This is a genomic window from Sphingobium sp. TomTYG75, assembly GCF_054771635.1.
Genome location: NZ_BSRE01000001.1, coordinates 1,993,840 through 2,018,002 on the forward strand (window position 1 = coordinate 1,993,840; position 24,163 = coordinate 2,018,002).

The window sequence follows — 24,163 nt, forward strand, 5'->3', positions numbered from 1 at the left end:
TCGGCCCAAATGAGGTGATGATGTTCGATTCGCTAAGCGATCGTCTGAGCGGGGTATTCGACAAGCTGCGTGGGCGCGGTGCGCTGACGGAGGACGATGTCCGCGCCGCGATGCGCGAGGTGCGAATCGCGCTGCTGGAGGCCGACGTCGCGCTTCCGGTGGTGCGCCAGTTCGTCGATCAGGCGACCGAGCGGGCGGTGGGCAGCGATGTGCTGCGGTCGGTCACGCCGGGGCAGATGGTCGTCAAGATCGTCTCCGACACGCTGACCGAGACGCTCGGTTCCGAAACGTCCGATCTGCTGATCGATGTCAGCCCGCCCGCCGTCATCATGATGGTTGGTTTGCAGGGGTCGGGCAAGACCACCACCACCGCCAAGATCGCCAAGCGCTTGAAGGAAAAAGAGCGCAAGAAGGTGCTGATGGCGTCGCTCGACGTCCAGCGTCCGGCGGCGCAGGAGCAGCTGGCGGTGCTGGGCACGCAGACCGATGTCGCGACCCTGCCGATCGTGGCGGGCCAGCAGCCGGTCGATATCGCCAAGCGCGCGTTGCAGGCGGCGAAGCTTCAGGGCTTCGACGTGGTGATGCTCGACACGGCGGGCCGTCTGCACGTCGATCAGGCGCTGATGGACGAGATGAAGGCGGTGGCCGAAGTCTCGAACCCGGCGGAAATCCTGCTCGTTGTCGATTCGCTGACCGGGCAGGACGCGGTGAATGTCGCGACCAGCTTTACCGCGCAGGTGCCACTGACCGGCGTGGTGCTGACCCGTATGGATGGCGATGCGCGTGGCGGTGCGGCGCTGTCGATGCGCGCGGTCACGGGCCGTCCGATCAAATTTGCGGGCACGGGCGAAAAGCTCGACGCGATCGAGCCTTTCCATCCCGCGCGCGTGGCGCAGCGCATATTGGGCATGGGCGATGTCGTGTCGCTGGTCGAGCGTGCGGCCGAGACGATCGACGCTGAGGAAGCGGACAAGCTCGCCAAGAAGATGGCGAAGGGTCAGTTCGACATGAACGACCTGCGCAGCCAGCTTAATCAGATGCGGCGCATGGGCGGCCTTGGCGCGCTCGCGGGCATGCTGCCGGGCCTCAAGAAGGCGCAGGCGGCGATGGCGGCAAGTGGCGCCAGCGACAAGACGTTGATCCATCTGGACGCGATGATCGGGTCGATGACGCTCAAGGAGCGGGAAAAGCCCGCCCTGATCAACGCCAAGCGCAAGATTCGCATCGCCAAGGGTTCCGGCCGCACCGTGCAGGAAGTCAACAAGCTCCTGAAAATGCATCAGGAGATGGAAACGGCGATGAAGAAAATCCGCAAGATGGGCGGATTGAAGGGCCTCGCCAAGATGTTCACCGGCGGCGGCATGGACAAGCTGATGGGCGGCGCGGGCGGCGCGCCGGACCTTGGCGGTCTTGGTGGATTGGGCGGCCTTGGCGGCGGGGGCAATATGCCCAACCTGCCGCCGGGCTTTCAGAATTTCATGAAGAAGTGAAGTAGAGCGTCATCCCAGCGCAAGCTGGGATCTCACTTCTCTCCAAGGGCAGAGAGATCCCAGCTTCCGCTGGGATGACGAATTGAGAAACAAGTAGTTTTAGTACGGAAAGGTCAAAAACAGCATGGCAACGTCCATTCGTCTTTCGCGCGGTGGTTCCAAGAAGCGTCCTTATTACCGCATCGTCGTGGCCGACAGCCGCGCCCCGCGTGACGGCAAGTTCATCGAGCGTATCGGCAGCTACAACCCCGTCCTGCCCAAGGGCGACGAGAAGCGCGTCGTGATCGACGTTGAGCGTGCGAAGCACTGGGTTGCCGCTGGCGCGCAGCCGACCGACCGCGTTGCCCGCTTCCTGGACGCCGCTGGCGTGAAGGAACGCGCTGCTCGCAGCAACCCGAAGAAGGCTGAGCCGGGCCAGAAGGCCAAGGATCGCGCCGAAGATCGCGCGACCAAGGCTGCCGAAGCCGCTGAAGCTGCTGAAGCCGCCAAGGCTGCTGCCGCTGAGGCCGCTGCCGCTCCTGCGGTTGAAGAAGCTCCGGCTGTCGAAGAAGCGCCTGCCGCTGAGGAAGCTGCTCCCGAAGCCGCTTCTGAAGAACAGGCTGAAGGCTGACATGATGAAGCCCCTCCCTTTCAAGGGAGGGGTTGGGGTGGGTAGAGCGGGCCTCAGGCTCGCTTCGCTCGCACCCACCCCTCAATCCCCTCCCTGGAAGGGAGGGGAGGCATGAGTGGCGACAAACCCCTCACTCTCGCCGTCATCATTGGCGCGCATGGGGTGGCGGGCGAGGTTCGTCTGAAGCTCTTTGGGGAAGGCGTGGAAACGCTCAAATCCTACAAGAGCTTCGACGCTTCTGGCGCCAAGCTGACATTGAAGTCGGTGCGCGCCGGTTCCAATGGCGCGGTTGCGCGTTTCGCCGAGGTCAATGACCGAAGCGAGGCCGAAGCCCTGCGCGGGACGGAACTCACCGTTCCCCGCTCTGCCCTGCCTCCATTGGAGGAGGGCGAATATTATCATGCCGACCTCATCGGCTTGCCCTGTTTCTCGAGCGAGAGTGAGGGGCTGGGCAATATCGTCGCGGTCGAGAATTTCGGCGCTGGCGATATCATCGAGGTCGAACGGCCCAACGGCAAACGCTTCATGGCGCCCATGCATGCGGTCGCGATCGCGGACGGACGGGCCGTGATCGAAGCGGCCTTTGCGGTTTGATCGGCTGTCGCTGATGCCCCAAATTCTTACCGCCCTCTATCTGCTCATGATGATCGCCGCAGGGTGGCGCCTGTTCACCATGCCATGGAAGCGCGCGTTGAAGATTGGCGCGGCGGTGGCGCTGGTCATCCCTATTCCCATGATGTTTCTCCTGCCTGCTTTGATGAACCCGGAGCGGCCCTTTGCCGATTTGCTGCGTGCGATCGGCATAGCCCTGATGGCAGGCGGCGCCGTGTCGTTGCTGGGCGGCATGTCCGCGGCGTGGCTACGCAAGCGCAAGGCGTGAGTTTTCGGACGCAAATATTGACGCTTTATCCGGAGATGTTTCCGGGACCGCTGGGCGTTTCGCTGGCGGGGCGCGCTCTGGCGCAAGGGAAATGGTCGTGCGAGCCGATCCATATCCGCGATTTTGCGACCGACAAGCACCGCACCGTTGACGACACGCCAGCGGGCGGTGGCGCGGGGATGGTGCTGCGCGCCGACATATTGGGGCTGGCTATCGATCATGCGCTGGAGCAGGGGCCGGACCTGCCGGTGATCGCCATGACGCCGCGTGGCAAGCCGATCACCCAGACACGCGTGCGCGAAATGGCGGCGGGTCCGGGCGCGACGATATTGTGCGGGCGGTTCGAGGGCTTTGACGAGCGTATTTTTGAGGCGCGGCCGGTGGAGCAGATCAGCATGGGCGACATCATTTTGTCCGGCGGCGAGATGGGTGCGCTGATGCTGCTCGATGCTTGCATTCGGCTGCTTCCCGGAGTAATGGGCGCGGCTTCCAGTGGGGATGACGAGAGCTTCGAAAGCGGACTTCTCGAATATCCGCACTATACCCGGCCCGCTCTGTGGGAAGGGCGCGCGATCCCTGAAGTGTTGCGATCGGGGGATCATGCGAAAATCGCCGCCTGGCGGAAACAAAGGGCGGAAGAAGATACACGGCTAAGGCGGCCGGACCTTTGGGAACGTCATATCGGCGTTCGGGACCAGTCGCCCTCTGGTGCGCAACGCGAAAAGTAGGACTTGAGTTATGAACTTGATCCAGCAGATCGAGGCAGAAAACATCGCGGCTCTCGCCAAGGATATCCCGGAATTCCGCCCCGGTGACACGCTGCGCGTCGGCGTGAAGGTCATCGAAGGTGACCGCAGCCGCGTCCAGAATTATGAAGGCGTGTGCATCGCCCGCTCGAACAAGGGCATGGGCAGCAACTTCACCGTGCGCAAGATTTCGTTCGGTGAAGGCGTGGAGCGCGTGTTCCCGCTTTACTCGCCGAACCTCGATTCGATCACCGTCGTCCGCCGTGGCGTCGTGCGTCGTGCGAAGCTCTATTATCTGCGTGGCCGTACCGGCAAGCGCGCTCGCATCGCCGAGCGCCGCGACGTCCGCACCGAGGATTGATCCTCCTCGCGGCTTTACGGTCGCCAAGTTGAACAGGCGGCGCTCGAAAGGGCGCCGCCTGTTTGCTTTTGGGGCCGATTGACCCGATCAGATCCTACTGGACTTCGGCAGGAAGCGTCGCCTTTTCTGGTCGCGTCTTCCACAATGACCAACCCACGCCGCCTGCCAAAATGGCGAAGGTGACGGCCAGCGAGACCGGCGGCGGGATTTTAGCCAGGCCCAACGCGTCGGCGACAAATATCTTCGATCCAATGAAGATCAGCAGCAGGCTGAGCGCATATTTGAGATAGTGGAAACGCTCCACCATCGCGGCCAGAGCGAAATACAGCGCGCGCAGGCCAAGGATCGCGAAGATGTTGGACGTATAGACGATGAACGGGTCCGTGGTGATCGCGAAGATCGCCGGCACCGAATCGACCGCGAACACGACATCGACAAATTCGATCATGACCAGCGCCAGGAACAGCGGCGTGAAGAACAGAGCCATCTTTCCATTCCGGGGATCGGCCTGCCTCACCCAGAAATGCCGACCATGCAGAGTGTCGGTCACCCTCATGCGGCGCTTCACCCAGCGCAGCACAGGCGACGCGCCGACGTCATAGTCCTTCTCTGCGGTCATCCACATCTTGATGCCGGTCGCGATCAGGAAGGCGGCGAAGAAATAGAGCAGCCAACCCCAGTGCTGCACCGCCGCCGCGCCGAAGCCGATCATCACCGCGCGCAACAGGATGACGCCCAATATGCCCCAGAAGAGCACCCGATGCTGATAGAGACGCGGTATGCCGAAATAGGTGAATATCATCGCGATGACGAAGACATTGTCCATCGCCAGGCTTTTTTCGACCACAAAGCCGGTGACGTAGTTGAGGCCCGCCGTCGCGCCTATCTGCCACCATATCCAGGCACCGAACCCAAGGCCGAGAAGGATGTAGAAGGCGGAAAGAGTAAGACTCTCGCGCACGCCAATCTCGCGTTCGCGCCGGTGCAGGACGCCGAGGTCCAGCGCCAGCAGGGCGATCACGATGCCAAGGAAGGCCAGCCACATCCAGAGCGGCGTGCCGAGCCAGACAAGCGATAGGAAATCCATGGCGTCAGCTCCCGTTCCACGCGGGGCGCGCTATCGACCGGCGCAGGCGGGCGTTCAGCTGCTCCCTGCGCTGCAACAGCCTTTCGATGCGGCGGGGATCAGGCGCTGAGCGCAGCTGCTCCATCCGCAGCCGGTCATCGACGCGCTGCGCCAGAAGCATGAGAATAAAGGTAAAAGGCTTCATATGTGCCATCCTCTTTCGTGCGTTTCGCTCGATCGGATGACAGGGAAGGATAAGGAACCTGCACCGGTGTCACCCGATGCGGTCCGACATCACGTCGCTTCTAGGGAGAAGCAGCGCCAGAGGGGCCCGGTCCGCAGAGATTGGGATAACCGGTTCCCGGGCGGGGCGCAAGTCTGGTGGGTGACCTAGCGCTAGGCCGGTTGTCGGCTTGTGAACCACAGCCCGCCCAAGCTGATCGCGGCTGCCGCTGACATATAGAGGCCGACGAGCGCCACCCCCTGCACCTGGATCAGCCATGTTGCAACGATAGGGGCGAGCGCACCGCCGATGATGCCGCCGAGGTTGAAGGAGAAGGAGGCGCCTGTGTAGCGCAGTTGGACCGGGAAGAGGTGGGGCAGATAGGCCCCCAATGGTCCATAGACGAAGCCCATTAGGAACAGGGCGAGGCTGAGGATCAGGAAGATCGGCAGCAGTTGGCCCGTGCCCATGGCGGGGCCGAAGATGATGCCCATCAGGACGGTGCCGATGCAGCCTGCGACCAGCACGCGGGTGGGGCTGGTCTTGTCCGCCCACCATCCGGCGATGATGATGCTGAGAGCCATGAAAAGGATCGCGCCGAGCTGGATCGCCAGGAAGGTCTCGCGATCGATCTTGAGGGTGGTGGTGCCATAGCCAAGGGCGAAGGCGGTCGCGATATAATAGACGGCGAAACAGGCGACGACGGCGAAGGTGCCCGCGATCGCTGCGCCCAAGTGGTTCGAGAGGAGCGTCGCGAGGGGGAGTGCGGGCGGCGGCGCTTCGGCTTGGGCGGCGGCGAACTCGGGGGTTTCGGTGAGTTTCAGGCGGACCCAGAGGCCGAGGAACACCAGCACCGCGCTGCCAAGGAAGGGCAGGCGCCAGCCCCAAGCGAAGAAATCCTTGTCCGTCAGGAACATGCCTAGGATCAGGAATAGGCCGTTGGCGGCGAGGAAGCCGACTGGCGCGCCGAGCTGGGGGAACATGCCGAAGCGGGCGCGCCATCCGGGCGGGGCGTTTTCCACCGCCAGCAGCGCCGCGCCGCCCCATTCGCCGCCAAGGCCGAAGCCCTGACCGAAGCGCAGGATGCAGAGGATCAGAGGCGCCCACCAGCCGATCATCTGGTAGGTAGGCAGAAAACCAATGGCGAGCGTCGATCCGCCCATCAGCATGAGCGACGTGACGAGCGTCGCCTTGCGGCCGATGCGGTCGCCATAATGGCCGAACACCGCCGCGCCCAGGGGCCGCGCGAAGAAGGCGAGGGCGAGGGAGCCGTAGGCGGCGAGAAGCTGCGCCGAAGGGGAGGAGGCGGGAAAGAAGAGGGGGCCGAACACGAGGCTGGCGGCGGTGGCGTAGATGTAGAAGTCGTAAAACTCGACCGCCGTGCCGATCAGGCTGGCTGCCAGCACCCGCTTGTGGCGCAGCATCGCGCCTATTCCGTCCGCAGCCATGTCTTCCCCGCCCCTTGCCATGTCTTAAGTCTTCTTCGCTCGTTTCTGGTTCAGCAGTTCATAGGCCATTACAGCACAGGCCACGGCCGCGTTCAGGCTGTCCGCTTTGCCCAGCATCGGCATTTTTACCAGCTGGTCGCACTCGGCCTCATAGGATTCGGGCAGGCCCTGCGCTTCATTGCCGACCAACAGGAAGGAGGGGCTGGCATAGCGCGGTTCTTGATAGTCCTGCGTGGCCTTGAGGCTGGTGCCGATGAGTTCGCCCGGCCCCTGCCGCAGCCAGTGCATGAATTCGCCCCAGCGCGCCTGGGTGATCGACTGGGTGAAGAGCGCGCCCATGCTGGCACGGACGGACTCCACCGAAAAGGGATCGACGCAATCGTCGATCAGGATGAGGCCGCCAGCGCCCACCGCGTCGCCGGTGCGCAATATGGTGCCGAGGTTGCCGGGATCGCGGAGCGACTGGGCGACGATCCAGATGTCGGCCTTGCTTCGGTCGAGCTTGGCCAGCGGGGTCAGCCGGTCGCGATAGACGCCGACGACGGCTTGCGCATTATCCTTGCCGGAAATCTTGGAAAGAATGTCCGGCGTGGTTTCGATGACGTCGCCACCCGATGCCTCCATCGCCCCGATCAGGTCGGCGGCGAGGGGATGGGTGGACCCGGCGTGAAACAACATTTCGGGCAGCACGCCTTCTTCGCGCGCTTCGGTGAGGATACGGAGCCCTTCGGCCAGGAAAAGCCCCTCGGCCTTGCGGAATTTCTTTTCGCGCAAGGAGCGGACACGCTTCACCAGCGGGTTGGAAAATCCGGTGATTTCGCGTGCCACTGCGCCTGCTTTCCTCCTTGGAACGAGGCGGCCTCTCTATCGGGCCGGGGCGGAGCGCGGAAGAGCTATTCTTCGCCGAACTTGTCTTCGACCAGCGTGACCAGCTTTCCCAGCGATTCTTCCGCGCTGGGGCCGGTGGCGCTGATGACGATCGAATCGCCCAGCGCCGCGCCCAGCATCATGAGGCCCATGATCGATGTGCCGGTCACTTCGCTGCCATCCTTGCGCACGGTGATCTGGGCGGGAAGGCCGCTGGCCAGCGTCACGAACTTGGCGCTGGCGCGCGCGTGGAGGCCGCGCTTGTTGCTGATCAGGACTTCCTGACTGATTTCGCTCATGTAGTGCTGCCCAACAATTCGGATGCGACGCTGATATATTTTTGGCCGGCTTCACGCGCGGCGGCGACGGCCTGGCGCACGTCCATGACCTTGCGCGCGCTTTCCAGGCGGATGAGCATGGGCAGGTTGATGCCCGCGATAACCTCGATCTCGCCCGCCTTCAGCAGCGATATGGCAAGGTTGGACGGGGTGCCGCCGAACAGGTCGGTGAGCAGGATGACGCCCGAACCGTCATTCACCCGCTCCACCGCCGATGCGATGTCGGCGCGGCGCACCTCCATATCGTCTTCCGGGCCGATGCAGATGGTCGCGATCTGCTGCTGCGGGCCGACCACATGCTCCATCGCGACGACGAATTCCGTCGCCAGCGACCCATGAGTGACGAGAACAAGTCCTATCATCTACTTACCGGCCCACATTGTTTCATGATTTAAGCTTTCGGGCCTCCCGGCTCGCGCTTCTCCAGACTATCCTGGGGCGCTGATTCCATATTGCGGTGCGAGACCGTGGGCGAAAAGCCCGCCTCTTGCAAGTATTTGGCGACCCGTTCGGCGACATGGACCGAACGGTGCCGTCCGCCGGTGCAGCCGAAAGCGACGGTCACATAGGATTTGCCGCTGTCCTGATAGCGGGGAATGAGCAGGGCCAGCAGTTCCTCGATCCGGTGCACTGCTTCCTCATAGGCGGGGTCTTCGATGATATAGGCGGCGACATCGGGGTCCAGCCCGGTCTTGGGCCTCAGTTCCGCTTCCCAATGCGGATTGCGCAGAAAGCGCATGTCGAAGACCAAATCCGCGTTCAGCGGGACGCCTCGTGAAAAGCCGAACGACATGATCGTCAGCACCGGAGCGGACAGCCCCTCGCGCGAAAAGCGGTTGCGGATTTCCTGTTGCAGCGCGTTGCTGGTCAGGCTGGTCGTGTCGATGACATGGCTGGACCAGCGGCGCAGCGGGTCGGTCAGTTCCCGTTCGCGGGCGAGGCCGTGAGTCGCGGGGCGATCCGATGCCAACGGGTGGCGGCGGCGCGTCTCGGCAAAGCGGCGCTCCAGTTCCATGTCGGAGCAATCGAGAAAGAGTGTTTCGACGTCATGGCCCCGGCGCGTTCGCAGGGCCTTTATGCGCTGAACGATCGTCTGCGCGTCGAACCCACGTGTGCGCGCGTCGATGCCGAGCGCCAGCGGACGGTCATCCAGTTCCTCGTGACCAGCTGGCACGGGCGTGTCGAGCAGCCGCTCCAGCAGGAGGAGGGGAAGGTTGTCCACGACTTCCCAGCCCATATCCTCCAGCGTCTTGAGCGCCGTCGTCTTACCCGCGCCGGAAAGGCCGGACACCAGCAGGATGGTCTTGGGCGTCCGTGCGGTCACGCCAGCCCCATCGTTTTTAGCGCGAGTTCGACCTTGATCGGCGCCGATGCTTCAAAGGGTGAAACCTTGACCACTGGCAGGGGGGCACCGGCGACGAGCCATTCTTCCGGGTCGCCCGGCATGCGATCAATGTCCTGCGAAAGGTCGATGATCAACGCCAGCCGCGCCCCGTCGATCGACGGCAAGTCTACGACTCCGACGCCGCGCACCTCCATCTTTCCGGCGATCGTGGTTGGCGCGGACGCCTCCAGCTGCCCCCCGCTGGATCGCACGATGGTGTAATCGTCGCTGATGAGCGTGGCGCCGCGGTCGATCAGGCGCAGGGCGAGATCCGATTTGCCGGCGCCACTCGCGCCGCAGATCAGCACGGCCCGCCCGTCTATCGCGACGCTGGTCGCATGCATTGTTTCGGTTGAGTCTTGCGCCGCCATGTCCCTGAACGCATCCTAGACCTAGAGACGGTGCGTGTGAATCGAATTGACGCAAAGAATTCACGCAAAGGTCAAAAACTTCGAGCAGCCGTCCTATTCCGAGACAATACCGGGGTCGCGTTCAACCCCCATGGGAAGGCGCAGCATGAAACAGGCGCCCTGCTGATTATCCTCACGGTCGGCGATGCTGATCTTGCCCTGATGCCCTTCGACGATCGACCGGGCGATGGCGAGGCCGAGACCTGAATGCTTGCCGAAGCTCTCCATTTCCGGGCGGACACTATGAAAGCGGCGGAAGACATGCTCGCGCTGGGACTCGGGTACGCCGGGGCCTTCATCCTCGACGCTGACGAGGACTTCATGATCGGCCACGGTCGCGACGATCTGCACTAGCCCGCCATCGGGTGAGAAGGAGATGGCGTTGTCGATAAGATTGTCGAGCACGCGGATCAGGCGTTGCTCTTCGCCCAGCACGACGGCGACATCCTTGCGCGGGCGGGCGAAGGCGAGGCGGATGCCGCGCGGAACGCCCCGTGCCTCGCGGGCCACCACCATGCGCTCGATCAGCAGGCCAAGGTCGATCGGCTCGAACCGCGTGCGGGAGAGCTGCGCGTCGATGCGGGAGGCTTCGGCAATGTCGGTGACGAGCCGGTCCAGCCGCCGCACATCGTCCTGGGCAATCGCCATCAGCTGATCGCGCAGCTCCGGCTTGTCGATCCGTTCCAGCGCGTCGAGGGCGGAGCGGAGCGAGGCGATGGGGTTTTTAAGCTCATGGCTGACATCGGCGGCAAAGGCGTCGGTGGCATCGATCCGCTGGCGCAGCGCGTGGCTCATGTCCGACAGCGCGCGGGCGAGCATGCCGATCTCGTCGCGCCGTTCGGGCAGGCGGGGCACCGTCACCTCTCGCGCGCGGCCAAGGCGGACGCGTACCGCTGCGCGGGCGAGGCGCTGCAGCGGCTGCACAATGGTCCGGGCGAGGAAAAGCGACAGCAGCACCGACGCCAGCACGGCCGTGGCGATCACGATGCCCAGCCTCAGCCGCTCGGCGCGCACCGTCCGGGTGATGTCGCGGGCATTTTCGGTCGCGAGGAGGCTGCCGCCGTCCTTCAAGCCCGTCGCGGCCGAGATCATGAAGGTGCGGTCGGGCGCATAGCGGTTCTTCGCCTGCGGCTGGCCGGTCTTGCGGGCGAGCAGCAGCTCCGGCCAGGCATCGGCGCGATCGATCGCAGGTTCTTCGAAATTGGGCGGTCGGTCGGCGAAGACGACGCGGTCCACCGCCTTGTCCAGAAAACGCGCGACATGGCGCCGCCACCCTTCTTCCGACGGCAGGGTCAGCCGGTAACGAGGAGCATTCATCGCAAAGCTGTCGGCGATCAGCCGTCCGTCCGGGCCATAGCGGCGAACGCGATCACGCGTCTGCCTGGCATAGGCGGCGATCAGGGCATTGTGCCGTTCGGCCGGCGCCGTCTCCAGGCCGATCGCCAGCAGCTTCAACTCGCGCGCGGACTGGTCGAGGCGCGCGTCCACGATCCGGGTGCGATAGCTGTCCAGATAGAAGAAGCCGCCCGCCAGCAGGGCCAGCGCGAACACGTTGACCGCCAGGATGCGCGGCGTCAGGCTGATCCGGCCCGACCAACGCAACCCGCCGTCCCGCGGATCACTCTTCGGAGAATCGGTATCCGGCGCCATAGAGCGTATCGATTGCGTTGAATTCAGGATCGGCCTCACGGAATTTGCGGCGTAGCCGCTTGATGTGGCTGTCGATGGTGCGGTCATCGACATAGACGTCATCCTGATACGCCGCATCCATCAACTGGTTGCGATTCTTGACGACGCCGGGGCGCGCCGCAAGTGTTTCGAGGATCAGGAATTCGGTAACGGTCAGCGTGACATCCTGGCCCATCCATTTGACGCGATGGCGGGCGGGGTCCATTTCAAGCCGTCCGCGTATGATCGGGTCGGCTGCGGGCTCGTCACTGGCATCGGCCATCCGGCCCACCTCCGCTCGGCGCAGGATGGCGCGGATGCGGGCGATCAACAGGCGTTGGGAAAAGGGCTTGGCGATATAATCGTCTGCACCCATGGCAAGGCCCAGCGCTTCGTCCAGCTCATCGGTCTTGGAAGTCAGGAAGATCACAGGCATCTGGCTTTTCTCGCGCAGGCGCCGGAGCAGTTCCAGGCCGTCCATGCCCGGCATCTTGATGTCGAACACGGCAAGATCGGCCGGGTTGTCCAGCAACGCCTTCAGCGCCGCCTCCGGGTCCGAATAAAGGCGCGTCAGGAAGCCTTCGGCCTGCAGCGCGATGGACACGGAAGTCAGGATATTCTTGTCATCATCCACAAGGGCGATGGTTGGAGTCATGCTTCTTCCCAATGATCTTGGCCGCCCTGCTCAGGCCTTCCTGTCCAGCGTTAGACGATGGCTGCCCTGCTCGCAAGAAAGGGGTAGGACGGCAATTATGCGGTTTGCGCCACTTAATCTGGGACAAACGGCTTGCTGGCGGGATTTGACGCTGGGGATGCAAAGGCTTATTGGGCCTCCCATCTGCAGGAATGTCGCCGCCCACAAGGGAGAGCGGCGCTGGGAGCGGATCGGTCGCAAGCGTTCGTTGTTGGCGAGCCGGAGTAATCACATCAGGAGCTAAGGCGTGCAGGCCAAATCCTCAATTACCCTGGATCAGCAGGGCATTTCCACGACCGCTGAACAACATTGGAATCTCGGCACTGCGCCGCTCGTCGAAGCTGCCATCGCAAATGGCGAGGGCATCCTGTCGAAGGATGGCCCGCTGGTCGTGAAGACCGGCAAGCACACCGGCCGTTCGGCCAACGACAAGTTCATCGTCAAGGACGCCGAGACCGAATCGACCGTATGGTGGGGCAAGACCAACGTTCCCATGACGCCGGAGCATTTCGCCGCGCTGAAGGAAGATTTTTTCAAGGCGCTGGGCGAGAAGAACAAGCTCTACGTCGCCGACCTGTTCGGCGGTTCGCAGCCCGAGCATCGTGTCAACGTCCGCGTCATCAACGAACTCGCCTGGCACAATCTGTTCATCCGCACGCTGCTCGTGCGTCCTGGCCACGAAGAGCTGAGCGCCTTTGCGCCTGAATATACGATCATCGATCTGCCCACTTTCCGGGCGGACCCGGCGCGTCACGGATCGCGCAGCGAAACGGTGATCGCGGTCAATTTCACCGAAAAGCTGATCCTGATCGGCGGCACCAAATATGCTGGCGAGATGAAGAAGTCGGTTTTCGGCATCCTCAACTATCTGCTGCCGACCAAGGGCGTGATGCCCATGCACTGTTCGGCCAATATCGGCTCGAACGGCGACACGGCGGTCTTCTTCGGCCTGTCGGGCACCGGCAAGACGACCCTGTCGGCCGACGCCAGCCGCACGCTGATCGGCGATGACGAACATGGCTGGTCGGACACGGCGGTCTTCAATTTCGAAGGCGGCTGCTATGCCAAGATGATCAACCTGTCGGCCGACGCCGAACCGGAGATTTTCGCCACCACCAAGCGTTTCGGGACGGTGCTCGAAAATGTCGTCATCCACGAGCATACGCGCGAGATCGATCTCGACGACAACAGCCTGGCTGAAAACAGCCGTGGTTCCTATCCGATCGACTTCATCCCCAATGCGTCGGAGAAGAATCTGGGGCCGGTGCCCAAGAACATCATCTTCCTGACCGCCGACGCCTATGGCGTTCTGCCGCCGATCGCGCGGTTGACCCCGGATCAGGCGATGTATCACTTCCTGTCGGGCTACACCGCGCGCGTGGCGGGTACGGAAATCGGCGTTACCGAGCCTTCGGCGACCTTCTCCACCTGCTTCGGCGCGCCGTTCATGCCGCGTCACCCTTCGATCTACGGCAACCTGCTCAAGGACCGGATCAACAAGGGCGGCGTGACCTGCTGGCTGGTCAACACCGGCTGGACCGGCGGCAAATATGGCGTTGGCAAGCGCATGCCGATCAAGGTGACGCGCGCCCTGCTGAACGCGGCACTGGACGGCAGCCTCAATGATGTCGAGTTCCGGATCGATCCCAATTTCGGGTTTGAGGTGCCGGTCGCGGTGCCGGGCGTTGATGCGACCATCCTTGATCCGCGTGCGACCTGGGCCGATCAGGCGGCCTATGACGAGACGGCGGGCAAGCTGGTCAAGCAGTTCGTGGACAATTTCGCCCAGTTTGAAGAGCATGTCGATGCTTCGGTGCGGCAGGCTGCGCTGACGGCGGCCTGACAAGCGGGCTGCCCGCTTCCAAAGGTTGAAAAAGAGCCGGGAGCAGTGCTTCCGGCTCTTTTGCTTTCGGGCGGCGGCTTACGGTGCTATTCTGGTGCCCAATTCAACGGGATTATGGCGATGCTTGACCAACTGATAAACAGCGTGGGCGGATTGGAAGCAGTGGCGGCGAAGCTCGGGCTGTCGGCCGAGCAGATGCAGGCGCTGATGGCGGAGATTGGCGGCAAGATCGCTGCTGGCGAAACCGATGTCGCGGCGCTCGCTACCACGGCGGCGGAGCATGGCGTGTCGGCGGACAAGTTGCAGGAATTGTTCGCTCAGTTCGGCGGTCCCGAGGCGATTCTGGGCAAGCTTGGCGGCCTGTTCGACAGCGATGGCGACGGTAGCCCGATCGGCGAACTCAGCAGGCTGGCCAAGGGGCTGTTCGGCTGAAAATCTGGCTGAAGCTGGCGGGGCATGATCGTCAGCTATCGGCCGTGAAAGTTTTTTCACCTTGCCTTAGCGGGGCCGAAAAGGCATTCGCGCCGCCATCACTTATTGCGAAAGCCACGCAACTGGCGTCCTGACCGGGCGTTGGCGAAGTGGATTTGGCAGGAGACAAGGTTTTGAGCGACGTGACGATCGAAAAGCCGGTACTGGAGCCGACCGGCGCCCTGACTGTCGAAACCGTGCTGTCGGTGCGGCATTGGAACGAGCATCTGTTCAGCTTCCGCATCAGCCGCCCCGCAAGCTTCCGCTTCCGTTCGGGCGAGTTCGTGATGATCGGGTTGCAGGGCGACAATGGCAAGCCGCTGCTGCGCGCCTATTCCGTGGCCAGCCCCGCTTGGGACGAGGAACTGGAGTTCCTGTCGATCAAGGTGCAGGACGGGCCGCTGACGTCCAAGCTCCAGCTGATCCAGCCGGGCGACCAGATCTATCTGGGTCGCAAGCCGACCGGCACGCTGGTGACCGACGCGCTGCTGCCGGGCAAGCGGCTGTTCATGCTGTCGACCGGAACCGGCCTGGCGCCCTTCCTCAGCCTGGCGCGCGATCCGGACGTGTACGACTTTTATGAAGAGGTTGTCGTCGTCCACTCCGTCCGCCGGGTCAGCGACCTTGCCTTCCATGACGAGATGACCGGCAAACTGGCGGAGGACCCGCTTGTCTCCGAACAGGCCGCGAACCAGTTCCATTATGTGCCGACCGTCACGCGCGAACCGTTCCGCAACAATGTGCGGATCGACAAGCTGGTCGAGAGCGGGGCGCTGTTCGAAGGCATCTCGGGCGACAAGAAGTTCAACCCGGAAACCGACCGCGTGATGATGTGCGGCAGCATGGAGATGATCAAGCAGTTCGCCGCGTTCTTCGAGGGCGAAGGTTTTGTTGAGGGCTCCAACGCGGCGCCGGGCGCTTTCGTGATCGAGCGTGCTTTCGTCGGGTAAGCGGGCGGAGATCAGTGGTACGAGAGGGGCTGGCGGTGACGCTGGCCCTTTTTGTTTGGGGATGGGCGAACCTCCGCGCAGGACCATTTGTTGTCACTGCACTTCGGTCATTCCAGCGAAAGCTGGGATCTTGTGAGGGTTGGCCGAGCGCCATCGACTGAGATGCCAGCTTCCGCTGGCATGACGAAGTGAGGAGGGTCCGCTAACGACCAGTTGCTGCCGCTGAATGACTAAAGCTCCTTGCCTAAAAGCGGCCATAACCTCAGGATCGTCGCATGGGGAGATATGCTGTAGTCGCGGCGGTATTGTTTGCCATCCAGGGGGCCTCGAGCCCAGCAAAGACGCCCTTGCCTAGGACAGCGGATGTCCTGAGGGCCGAGCGCGCAGATTGGCAAGCGGCGATGTTGGGTATCGTTGGAAATGATGGGGCCACTGATCCGGATTTCTCGGCTAGTCCTCAGGCGATCTTCAATCTCAGATGCAGTGCCAAAGGGGCTGGACGCGCCTTTTGCAATTATGTGGTTACCGGTTTTCGCGGTTCGCATCGCCGGACTGGCAAACGACTTATGATCATGCGCGAATCCGGTCACTGGACGCGAGCCCTAGATGACGAGTAGCTATCGACCAGAAATTGCCGTTGGTGTTTGCAAATGCCATAGCTAAAATCGGTCACTCGGTCCCTATGGTTGAGGAAACCTATGCTCCGTAGATACTTTGGGATATTCAGCGTTCTTGGATTAGCGATGGCCGCGCCGGGGCTTGCTCAAAAATCCGATGCGGAAACTCTGGTCGAGAATATGCCGGTTATGCAACTCTGGTCCGATCCGAAGTTGGCTGCCACTTACAAGCCCTACTTTGACTGTTTTGCCGAAGCATTAGGAAATGGGGGCGGTTCGATGTTGGTGAATGATACAGATGTGTCGGAAGCAGCGAGCCGTGCTCAGGCCCGATGCGGCGAACAAAAAGGTAGCTCCACCGTCCTAGCAGATCGTCACCTAACTGCGCTCAAGCCAGGCCTGCCGCAGCAAGTACGCGCCGACATCTTGGCCAAGTATCGGCGACAAATGGGATTTTTTGCTGTGGCGGAGTGGTACAGGTCAAATGGTCGCTACTCGCAATTCCAAAGTTATCTAGAAAGAAGTGGGCGCTCAGCGAAGCGTGGACATGTACCGGTGATGTTTAGCACTGAATAGGGTTCGCCCAACTGTCAGCTTTCACGGCATGCGGGCCTGAAAGCCGCCAGTCCGCTTCCCACCCGTTCAAGTCATCACTCTCCCGATTATGGGAGGGCTAGGGGAGGGTGCGAGCGGAGCGAGCTTCTGGGTTATGTTTCACATAACAAGGCAGATGTTGTGCCAGCCCACCCCCTAACCCCTTCAAACGAGTCCCGTGCCTCGTTTGAACGCTAGCGGGAGGGGGGAATGACACCTCAGGCCAACTCCACCTGTAGCACTGATGCGTCGGCTCCCACCACGCGCACGCGGCTACCCACCGGCGCGTCGGGGCCTCGGCAGGACCAGACGCTGTCGCCCACCTTCACGCGGCCGTGGCCTGCTTCGATGGGTTCGACCACCAGCACGATCTCGCCGATCAGGCGGGCGGTGCGGTCATTGAGCAATGGGTCCTGCGAGTTCACAGGATTGGCGACATACCAGCGGCGGCCGCCCCAGACCGATACCAGGCAAAGCAGGGCGAAGATCAGCAATTGCACCGGCACTGATACCGGCAACAGTAGCGCGATCAGCCCCGTCACCGCCGCCGCCAGCGCGACCCAGATCAGGAACACGCCGGGGATCATCACTTCGGCGACGCCGAGCAGGGCGGCGAAGACCAGCCAACCCCAATGATCGTCCAGCATGCTGAGCCAGTCCATCAGCTCTGACCCTGCGCGAAGGGGCTGCGGCGGGGCGGGGCGGGGGGCGAGGTCGGTGCGCCGTCACTGCCGAGCGCTTCCTTGGCGAGCGCGCCGATGCCGCCCAGCGTGCCGATCAGCTGCGTCGCCTCTACCGGGAACAGGATGGTCTTGGCATTGGGCGAGGTGGCGAATTGGCTCACCGCATCGACATATTTCTGGGCGACGAAATAGTTGATCGCCTGTGCGTTGCCGTTCGCGATCGCTTCCGACACCATCTGCGTCGCCTTGGCCTCCGCCTCGGCCTCGCGTTCACGGGCTTCGGCGTCGCGGAAGGCAGCTTCGCGACGGCCTTCGGCTTCCAGGATCTGGCTTTGCTTCTGCCCTTCGGCTTTCAGGATTTCAGAAGCGCGCAGACCTTCCGATTCAAGGATCAGCGCGCGCTTTTCGCGTTCGGCCTTCATCTGGCGGCCCATGGCGTTGACGATGTCGGCTGGCGGGCGGATGTCCTTCAGCTCCACGCGCGTGATCTTGATGCCCCAGGCGTTGGTCGCATGATCGACCACAGAGAGCAGGCGGGCGTTGATTTCGTCGCGCTTCGAGAGGGTTTCGTCGAGGTCCATCGACCCCATCACGGTGCGCAGGTTGGTCGTCGCCAGCTGCATGATCGCGACGTACAGTTCCGAGACTTCATAGGCGGCCTTGGCGGCGTCCAGCACTTGGAAGAAGACGACGCCATCGACCGACACCATGGCATTGTCCTTGGTGATGATCTCCTGCCCCGGAATGTCGACCACCTGCTCCATCATGTTGATCTTGCGCCCGACGGCGTAGAAGAAGGCCGGGTAGAAATTGAGGCCAGGGCGCGCGACTTCGGTGAAACGGCCGAAGCGTTCTATGGTATATTGATAGCCCTGACGCACCACCTTGACGCTCACGGCCAGATAGAAGAGCACCAGGAAAGTCACCGTTAGCGCGAAGGTCGTCAGCATCTTTTTCCCCCTTAAGAAGCGCTTGACTATGACGCGGATTCGTTAACGGGGAAAGTCAAACCGTCACGCCGCCGCCCAGCCCGAAAAGGAGACCTGCCATGTTGCTGCGCCACGCCCGATCGTTGCTGTTCCTGCCGGCGTCGAACAAGCGCGCCATCGCCAAGGCGCGCACGCTTTCCTGCGACATGGTCATGCTGGACCTGGAAGATGCGGTGGCTGACGACCGGAAGGAAGAGGCGCGCGCCAACGCTGTCGAAGCTGCCGCTGAAGGCTTTGGCAAACGGCTGTGCGCCGTGCGGATCAATGCTGAAGGGACGCCGTGGCACGGCCCGGAAATGATCGCGGTCAAGCGTTCCTCGGCCAACTATGTCATCCTGCCCAAGGTCGAAAGCGGCAAGCAGGTGCGCGACGTGTTCAGCGTCTGCCAGAAGCCGGTCATCGCCATGATCGAGAGCGCGGCTGGCGTTCTTGCCGCCACGTCGATCGCGGCGGAGGAGGGCACGGCTGGACTGTTCATGGGCACCAATGACCTGCGGCAGGACCTTGGCATTCCTCCTTCGGCGGGTCGGGAAGGGCTGAGCTTCGCCTTGCAGTCCGTGATCCTGAGCGCGCGGGCGGCGCGGATTGCGGTATTCGATGGCGTGTTCAACCGGCTGGACGATGAAGCGGGGTTCGAAGCGGAATGCGCCGCCGGGCATGCCCTTGGTTTTGACGGGAAGACGCTGATCCACCCGAGCCAGGTGCCGGTCGCCAATCAGGTGTTCGGGCCGGACGCGCAGGCGGTGGCTGATGCCCGGCGGCTGATCGAGGCGGCGACGGGCGGGGCTGAGCGGTTTGAGGGGCGCATGATCGAGGGGATGCATGTTGAGGAGGCACGGGCGCTTGTTGCTCGGGCTGAGGCGGTGGTGGGTTGATGGGTGGAGTGTGATTATCTCGCGTGGCTCGTCATCCCAGCGGAAGCTGGGATCTCGTTAGGCTGGGTTGAGCGCTATCGAGGGAGATGCCAGCCCGCGCTGGCATGACGGAATAGTTTGCGAGCAACTTCAACATTTTCCCCTCCCGCAGGCGTTCACACGAGGCGCGCGACTCGTTTGAAGGGTTAGGGGTGGGCGCGAGCGTAGCGAGCTTGGGGGCTGGCCGTGAAGAATAAGCTCCAGCGTTGCGCAGGCCCACCCCCGACACCTCCCGCCTGCGGGAGGGGGGATATGGCCTCTATCGCTCCGTAGCGTTGGCCGCATTCCCCGCCTCTGAAGGCACCGCCCCCTTCGCCGCAAAAACACGCAAGCTATCGAGCACCTTCTTCGCGATCGGCTGATATTGCTCGCTCAGCATCTCCGGGTAAACGAAGGTGGCGGTGACGATCCCCCCGTTCGGCTGGCGGAGCAGGCGGACGGCGACATTGTTACCCTCGCCATCATTGGCCGTGCCGCGATATTCATTGTCGCCGATGAAGTCGCCATCGACGCCTTCTGAACCGCTGCTCATCGACTGGACGACCTGCTGGAGCGTCTGCTGCTCGCCATTGCGCTGCCAGAAGACGCGGACGTCGGCGCCTGCGCCGGGGTCTTGAAAGACCGTGCCCTCGGGCGTGCTTGCGGCGGCATCCTGTTCCCAGCCTTCGGGGAAGCTGACCGAAAAGCCGCGATCGTCATTCACATAATTGCGGTTCTCGGCAGCCTCCGCCTTGCTTTCCGCGAGTGCCTTTGCCGTGGCGGCATTGGCTGCGGCGGCCAGTTCCTCCTGGCTCGGCATATCCGACACCGGCTCGGCGCGTCCGCAGGCGGCCAGCAGGAGGACGGAGAGGAGGGCGGCTTGGCTGAGCTTTTTCATGCCCTGTCCAAAGCATAGGCGGCCCGACATTTCAACGTCGCAACGATGCCGAGCGGCGGATGAGCGCTACGCCGCGACGGGCGCGGTTCAGGCGGCGCTGTCGATCCCGAGTTCGGCAAGCTTGCGGTAAAGGGTCGAACGGCCGATGCCGAGGCGGCGGGCGACCTCCGTCATGCGGCCCCGATAATGGCCGATGGCGAGGCGGATGACGTCCGCTTCGATTTCCGCAAGCTGGCGGACATGGCCGTCACCTTCGAACAGGGTGATGCCCGCCGCTTCCCGATGCGTCTGCGGCACGGTGCGCAGGCGGGGGTGGAGCGGCTCGCCACTGGCGCGCGTCCGGATGTGGGCGGCGATCTGTGGAAAATCCTGCGGCGTCAAGGCGTCCCCTTCGCACAGGACGGCGGCGCGGAAGAGGGCGTTTTGCAGCTGGCGCACATTGCCCGGCCATTCATGCTGCATCAGCAGCGCGAGCGCGTCGTCGGTCAGGCCCAGGCCACGCAGCCCCGGCTGGGTGGCGATGCGGGCTAGCAAATGGCGGCAGAGCGCGGGCACGTCGCCGATCCGCTCCCGCAGCGGCGGGATGGTCAGCTGCACGACGTTCAGGCGATAATAGAGGTCCTCGCGGAAGCGGCCCGCTTCGATTTCATCGACCAGCCGCTTATTGGTCGCGGCGATGATCCGCACATCGACATGGACCGGCCGCCGCGCGCCCAGGGGTTGCACTTCGCCATCCTGAAGGACGCGCAGCAGCTTCACCTGAGCGTCGAGCGGCATTTCGCTGACTTCATCGAGGAAGATCGTGCCCATGTCGGCGGCGACGAACTTGCCGACCTGACGCTCGAATGCGCCGGTGAAGGCGCCGCGCTCATGGCCGAACAGGTCGGATTCGACCAGGTTGGCCGGGATGGCTCCGCAATTGACTGTGATCATCGCCTGCTTGTGGCGGGGCGAGGCCGCGTGGATGGCGCGGGCGATGACGTCCTTGCCGACGCCGCTTTCGCCTTCGATCAGGACGGGCACGCGGGCGCGCGCGGCCTTTGCCGCAATGGCGAGGGCAGCGCGGAATTGCGGCGCGGCGCCGACGACATCCTCGAACGACAGGGCGGCGGAGATTTTTTCGGTGAGCGGGCGCAGTTCGCCTTTGCCATGCTCCTGCGACAGGGTGGCATTGAGCGCGGCGAGCAGCCTTTCGGGTGCGACCGGCTTGGCCAGATAGTCCGTCGCACCAGCGCGCATCGCATCGACGGCAACCGCGACACTGTTATGCGCGGTCAGTATCAATATGGGCAGGGCAGGGCGGCGGCTGCGCAATTCGCGGACGAGGCCGGTGGCTTCCGGACCCGGAATCCATTGGTCGAGCAGCACCGCGTCGAGCCGCATGCCGTCCTGCGTGCCGAGCATGGCGATCGCCATGTCACCGTCGCTGGCGAAGATCGTGCGCCACCCGGCGCGTGCGGCGAGCGCCGACACAAGCCTGCGCTGGGCAGGCTCTTCATCGATCAGCATCAGCATGGGAACGCCGTCGCGCGCCATCTTACCCCTCTTCTTGTTCCGTGGCAGCAGCCTAGCCCAAGGGGGTAAAGGCGCCCTTAACCGGAAAGTTTTTCTTGCGTTGTTTCGAGGTTGAGGGGGGAGAACCTTGTCGATAAGAGGGGCGCGCTTAAAAACACAGGCGACTAAGGGAATGGAAATGGCGTCAGAAGGAAATATGGAGAGCGCGACCCAGACCTATTCGGGGTTCGTGTCCCTCGTGAAGTGGGGCACCACCGCATGCGTGGTGCTGGCTGCGATCGTCGTCCTGCTGATCTCCAGCTAAGATTGGAGCGGCGAGGGGGATGTCGATGAAGATCGCAATCATCAAGGAGCTTGCCGAAGGTGAGCGCCGCGTGGCCGGTACGCCGGAAACCGTCAAGAAGTTCAAGGCGCTGGGCGCCGATGTCGCGGTGGAAGCAGGCGCGGGCCTGACCGCCGCCATCGCTGACGCCGACTATGCCGCGATGGGCGCAACGATTGCCGATCGCGCCGCGACGGTGGCGGGCGCGGACATTATCCTGGGCGTTCAGGGGCCGGACGTCGCGACCATTACAGGCGCGAAGCCCGGCGCGTGGATCGTCGCGGGTCTCAATCCCTTCGTGGAGCGCGCGCGTGTCGATGCCTATGCATCGGCGGGTTATGAAGCGCTGGCGATGGAGTTCATGCCGCGCATCACCCGCGCGCAGTCGATGGACATACTTTCCTCGCAATCGAACCTTGCTGGCTACAAGGCCGTGCTGGACGCGGCGGCCGAATATGGCCGCGCTTTCCCGATGATGATGACGGCGGCGGGCACGATATCCCCGGCCAAGGCGTTCGTCATGGGCGTGGGCGTCGCCGGGCTTCAGGCGATTGCCACGGCCAAGCGGCTGGGCGCGCAGGTGTCGGCGACCGACGTGCGCTCCGCCACCAAGGAGCAGATCGAAAGCCTTGGCGCGAAGGCGGTTTTCGTCGAAAGCGTCGCGGGTATCGAGGGCGAGGGCAAGGGCGGCTATGCCACCGAAATGTCCGAGGATTACCAGAAGGCTCAGGCCGAACTGGTGTCGAGCCACATCGCCAAGCAGGACATCGTCATCACCACCGCGTTGATCCCGGGTAAACCCGCCCCGCGCCTCATCACCGACGCGCAGATCGCGACGATGAAACCGGGCAGCGTGATCGTCGACCTCGCCGTCGAGCAGGGCGGCAATGTCGAAGGCGCGGTGCTGGGCCAGGTGGTCGAGCGTCATGGCGTCAAGATCGTCGGGCACAAGAATGTGCCTTCGCGGCTTGCCGCCGATGCTTCGGCCCTGTTCGCGCGCAACCTCTATAATTTCCTCTCCGCCTTCTGGAACAAGGACCAGAATGCGCCGGTGCTGGACGAGGAAATCGGTAACGCCATCCGTCTGACGCAGGGCGGCAAGGTCGTCAGCGACCGATTGCAGTAAAGGGCTGTTCCTCTCCCGTGCGTTGCGCGGGGGAGGAGGTCTTCGTTTTGGGGACGAGCAGTAGCGGTGGCCCTGCCGTGCGGAACGCCGTTTCGATCGGCCTCAACATGACCTTCAAAAGGCAGGAATGAGCGGGCTTCTCCTCTTCTATTTCCTTCTTGCCTGCGCGGTTGGTGCGATAGCCGCATGGCGTCTGTCGATGGACGACCTGAGCAGCCGAGTCGTCCCGCTGTTCCTGCTCACCCCGGCTGGCATCGCCGGAACGCTAGTGGTTGCGGCGGAAGTGAGCAGCCCTTGGGCGCGCTATCTGAGCCTGATCGCCCTCATTCTTGCCAGCGCTTCCTTTTGCGGCGGCTATGTCGCGACGCGCCGGGCTGAAAAATCGCAACAGGCGGAAAAACGCCCGTGAGCCCGAGCTTTGACGCGATCATCCTTGCTCAGACCGTAGCGGCGGCGCTGTTCGTTTTCGCGTTGTGGCCGCTGGGCACCGTGGCTGGCAGGCGGCGGCGCCAGGCGGCTCTGGCAGGGACGGTGATCCTGTCCGCAGCCGCCGTCTACGACATGGACGTGCTCAACGCGCCGGAGATTATCGGCGCGCTACTGATCGGCGGGGCGTTTGGCCTGTTGCTCGGACGGGAATGGCCGGAAAGCCGGTTGACGGTGCTGCTGACGATTTTCGCCGGGTTTGCGGGAGCGGCGATGATTTCCGCCGCCGCTGCGGCCTGGCTCAATCCCTTCGCCTTCGGACTGGTTGATGAGGGAAGCGCCGATGTCGCGACGCGCCATTTGCTGGCTCTCGGCGCGGTGGCGCTGACGGGAAGTGGCGCCTGTGCCGCTGCTGTCTTCGCGCTGCTGAGGCGAGGGGGCGGAAATATGGCATTGCTCGCGATCAGCATCGGCATGGTCGGCTGGGCCGCCGCAGCCTTCGCTTTTCTGCTGGAAAATATGGGCCTGGCCGTTGCCGGAGGGCTTGGCGGAGCGGCGGGAACGGGAATCGCGCTGCGCTTATGCGGTGGCGCGCGCTGGAAGGGGCTTGCCGACGCGAAGGCCCGTCCGTAACGCTGAAGCGGACAGACG

29 protein-coding genes are annotated in these 24,163 nt (G+C 63.3%); 15 read left to right on the plus strand and 14 right to left on the minus strand.

All coding sequences use genetic code 11. From position 1 onward, the window contains the following. The first annotated feature begins 17 nt into the window (after window positions 1–17). From ffh to rplS, 6 genes are all read left to right on the plus strand, one after another. The gene (ffh, locus tag ACYU81_RS10105; protein WP_460988164.1) at window positions 18–1,490 is read left to right on the plus strand and encodes a signal recognition particle protein; all 1,473 of its coding nucleotides are present in this window, start codon (window positions 18–20) and stop codon (window positions 1,488–1,490) included. Window positions 1,491–1,614: 124 nt separating this feature from the next. Continuing rightward, window positions 1,615–2,100 (plus strand): 30S ribosomal protein S16, encoded by a 486-nt coding sequence (rpsP, locus tag ACYU81_RS10110; protein WP_449471253.1) that lies wholly within the window; start codon window positions 1,615–1,617, stop codon window positions 2,098–2,100. Between the two features lie 111 nt (window positions 2,101–2,211). Then, on the plus strand, window positions 2,212–2,694 hold the full coding sequence (gene rimM / locus ACYU81_RS10115) for a ribosome maturation factor RimM (protein ID WP_460987519.1): 483 nt from the start codon (window positions 2,212–2,214) through the stop codon (window positions 2,692–2,694). 13 nt (window positions 2,695–2,707) lie between these two features. Then, on the plus strand, window positions 2,708–2,980 hold the full coding sequence (locus ACYU81_RS10120; protein ID WP_460987520.1) for a hypothetical protein: 273 nt from the start codon (window positions 2,708–2,710) through the stop codon (window positions 2,978–2,980). Next, a complete protein-coding gene (gene trmD, locus ACYU81_RS10125) occupies window positions 2,977–3,708 on the plus strand; it encodes a tRNA (guanosine(37)-N1)-methyltransferase TrmD (RefSeq protein ID WP_460987521.1) in 732 nt (243 codons plus the stop codon). Before ACYU81_RS10120 ends, trmD begins: the two co-directional genes overlap by 4 nt. Window positions 3,709–3,718: 10 nt before the next feature. Further along, complete coding sequence (gene rplS, locus ACYU81_RS10130; protein WP_449471260.1) at window positions 3,719–4,087, plus strand: 50S ribosomal protein L19; 369 nt, start codon at window positions 3,719–3,721, stop codon at window positions 4,085–4,087. A gap of 94 nt (window positions 4,088–4,181) precedes the next feature. Here the strand turns inward: rplS and ACYU81_RS10135 are convergent, their stop codons facing one another. The 10 genes from ACYU81_RS10135 to ACYU81_RS10180 form a co-directional block, all read right to left on the minus strand. Further along, on the minus strand, window positions 4,182–5,174 hold the full coding sequence (locus ACYU81_RS10135; RefSeq protein ID WP_460987522.1) for a TerC family protein: 993 nt from the start codon (window positions 5,172–5,174) through the stop codon (window positions 4,182–4,184). 4 nt (window positions 5,175–5,178) lie between these two features. Continuing rightward, window positions 5,179–5,358 carry a hypothetical protein gene (locus ACYU81_RS10140; protein WP_460987523.1) on the minus strand — a complete coding sequence of 60 codons (180 nt, stop codon included), beginning with the start codon at window positions 5,356–5,358 and terminating at the stop codon, window positions 5,179–5,181. 191 nt (window positions 5,359–5,549) lie between these two features. Next, complete coding sequence (locus ACYU81_RS10145) at window positions 5,550–6,824, minus strand: MFS transporter (protein WP_460987524.1); 1,275 nt, start codon at window positions 6,822–6,824, stop codon at window positions 5,550–5,552. A 24-nt stretch (window positions 6,825–6,848) separates the two neighbouring features. Further along, window positions 6,849–7,652 carry a TrmH family RNA methyltransferase gene (locus ACYU81_RS10150; protein WP_460987525.1) on the minus strand — a complete coding sequence of 268 codons (804 nt, stop codon included), beginning with the start codon at window positions 7,650–7,652 and terminating at the stop codon, window positions 6,849–6,851. Window positions 7,653–7,717: 65 nt separating this feature from the next. Beyond that, complete coding sequence (locus ACYU81_RS10155) at window positions 7,718–7,990, minus strand: HPr family phosphocarrier protein (RefSeq protein WP_449471266.1); 273 nt, start codon at window positions 7,988–7,990, stop codon at window positions 7,718–7,720. Next, complete coding sequence (locus ACYU81_RS10160; RefSeq protein WP_097091003.1) at window positions 7,987–8,391, minus strand: PTS sugar transporter subunit IIA; 405 nt, start codon at window positions 8,389–8,391, stop codon at window positions 7,987–7,989. Before ACYU81_RS10160 ends, ACYU81_RS10155 begins: the two co-directional genes overlap by 4 nt. Before the next feature lie 29 nt (window positions 8,392–8,420). Continuing rightward, a complete protein-coding gene (gene rapZ, locus ACYU81_RS10165) occupies window positions 8,421–9,353 on the minus strand; it encodes an RNase adapter RapZ (protein ID WP_460987526.1) in 933 nt (310 codons plus the stop codon). Next, entirely contained in the window at window positions 9,350–9,784 is a 435-nt protein-coding gene (locus tag ACYU81_RS10170) for an HPr kinase/phosphorylase (protein ID WP_460987527.1), read from the minus strand. The genes rapZ and ACYU81_RS10170 overlap by 4 nt, the downstream gene beginning before the upstream one ends. A 93-nt stretch (window positions 9,785–9,877) precedes the next feature. Then, entirely contained in the window at window positions 9,878–11,473 is a 1,596-nt protein-coding gene (locus ACYU81_RS10175) for an ATP-binding protein (RefSeq protein ID WP_460987528.1), read from the minus strand. Next, window positions 11,442–12,146 (minus strand): response regulator, encoded by a 705-nt coding sequence (locus ACYU81_RS10180; RefSeq protein ID WP_460987529.1) that lies wholly within the window; start codon window positions 12,144–12,146, stop codon window positions 11,442–11,444. Before ACYU81_RS10180 ends, ACYU81_RS10175 begins: the two co-directional genes overlap by 32 nt. A gap of 286 nt (window positions 12,147–12,432) precedes the next feature. Between ACYU81_RS10180 and ACYU81_RS10185 the strand changes: the two genes are divergently transcribed. The 4 genes from ACYU81_RS10185 (at window position 12,433) to ACYU81_RS10200 (ending at window position 16,642) form a co-directional block, all read left to right on the plus strand. Continuing rightward, on the plus strand, window positions 12,433–14,028 hold the full coding sequence (locus tag ACYU81_RS10185) for a phosphoenolpyruvate carboxykinase (protein WP_460987530.1): 1,596 nt from the start codon (window positions 12,433–12,435) through the stop codon (window positions 14,026–14,028). A 114-nt stretch (window positions 14,029–14,142) separates the two neighbouring features. Continuing rightward, on the plus strand, window positions 14,143–14,460 hold the full coding sequence (locus tag ACYU81_RS10190; protein ID WP_460987531.1) for a hypothetical protein: 318 nt from the start codon (window positions 14,143–14,145) through the stop codon (window positions 14,458–14,460). Window positions 14,461–14,633: 173 nt separating this feature from the next. Continuing rightward, window positions 14,634–15,449: a ferredoxin--NADP reductase gene (locus tag ACYU81_RS10195; protein ID WP_449471277.1), complete on the plus strand. Its 816-nt coding sequence runs from the start codon at window positions 14,634–14,636 to the stop codon at window positions 15,447–15,449. Window positions 15,450–16,192: 743 nt separating this feature from the next. Then, the gene (locus tag ACYU81_RS10200) at window positions 16,193–16,642 is read left to right on the plus strand and encodes a hypothetical protein (protein ID WP_449471198.1); all 450 of its coding nucleotides are present in this window, start codon (window positions 16,193–16,195) and stop codon (window positions 16,640–16,642) included. Between the two features lie 236 nt (window positions 16,643–16,878). Here ACYU81_RS10200 and ACYU81_RS10205 read toward each other — a convergent pair whose 3' ends face one another. Continuing rightward, window positions 16,879–17,322, minus strand: coding sequence for an NfeD family protein (locus ACYU81_RS10205; protein ID WP_460987532.1), 444 nt, complete (start codon window positions 17,320–17,322; stop codon window positions 16,879–16,881). After that, the gene (locus ACYU81_RS10210) at window positions 17,322–18,293 is read right to left on the minus strand and encodes an SPFH domain-containing protein (protein WP_460987533.1); all 972 of its coding nucleotides are present in this window, start codon (window positions 18,291–18,293) and stop codon (window positions 17,322–17,324) included. Before ACYU81_RS10210 ends, ACYU81_RS10205 begins: the two co-directional genes overlap by 1 nt. 98 nt (window positions 18,294–18,391) lie before the next feature. Between ACYU81_RS10210 and ACYU81_RS10215 the strand changes: the two genes are divergently transcribed. After that, on the plus strand, window positions 18,392–19,207 hold the full coding sequence (locus ACYU81_RS10215) for an HpcH/HpaI aldolase/citrate lyase family protein (protein ID WP_460987534.1): 816 nt from the start codon (window positions 18,392–18,394) through the stop codon (window positions 19,205–19,207). Window positions 19,208–19,505: 298 nt separating this feature from the next. Here the strand turns inward: ACYU81_RS10215 and ACYU81_RS10220 are convergent, their stop codons facing one another. Both ACYU81_RS10220 and ACYU81_RS10225 read right to left on the minus strand, forming a co-directional pair. Further along, window positions 19,506–20,123 carry a hypothetical protein gene (locus ACYU81_RS10220; RefSeq protein ID WP_460987535.1) on the minus strand — a complete coding sequence of 206 codons (618 nt, stop codon included), beginning with the start codon at window positions 20,121–20,123 and terminating at the stop codon, window positions 19,506–19,508. Between the two features lie 87 nt (window positions 20,124–20,210). Further along, window positions 20,211–21,659, minus strand: coding sequence for a sigma-54-dependent transcriptional regulator (locus ACYU81_RS10225; protein ID WP_449471287.1), 1,449 nt, complete (start codon window positions 21,657–21,659; stop codon window positions 20,211–20,213). 157 nt (window positions 21,660–21,816) lie between these two features. Here ACYU81_RS10225 and ACYU81_RS10230 point away from each other — a divergent pair, with 157 nt between their 5' ends. The 4 genes from ACYU81_RS10230 (at window position 21,817) to ACYU81_RS10245 (ending at window position 24,145) form a co-directional block, all read left to right on the plus strand. After that, complete coding sequence (locus ACYU81_RS10230; RefSeq protein WP_449471288.1) at window positions 21,817–21,942, plus strand: aa3-type cytochrome c oxidase subunit IV; 126 nt, start codon at window positions 21,817–21,819, stop codon at window positions 21,940–21,942. A 25-nt stretch (window positions 21,943–21,967) separates the two neighbouring features. Further along, window positions 21,968–23,086, plus strand: a complete 1,119-nt coding sequence (locus ACYU81_RS10235; RefSeq protein ID WP_460987536.1) for an NAD(P) transhydrogenase subunit alpha — start codon at window positions 21,968–21,970, stop codon at window positions 23,084–23,086. 127 nt (window positions 23,087–23,213) lie between these two features. Next, entirely contained in the window at window positions 23,214–23,495 is a 282-nt protein-coding gene (locus tag ACYU81_RS10240; RefSeq protein ID WP_460987537.1) for an NAD(P) transhydrogenase subunit alpha part 2, read from the plus strand. Next, window positions 23,492–24,145 carry an NAD(P)(+) transhydrogenase (Re/Si-specific) subunit beta gene (locus tag ACYU81_RS10245; protein ID WP_460987538.1) on the plus strand — a complete coding sequence of 218 codons (654 nt, stop codon included), beginning with the start codon at window positions 23,492–23,494 and terminating at the stop codon, window positions 24,143–24,145. The genes ACYU81_RS10240 and ACYU81_RS10245 overlap by 4 nt, the downstream gene beginning before the upstream one ends. The last annotated feature ends 18 nt before the right edge of the window (window positions 24,146–24,163 follow it).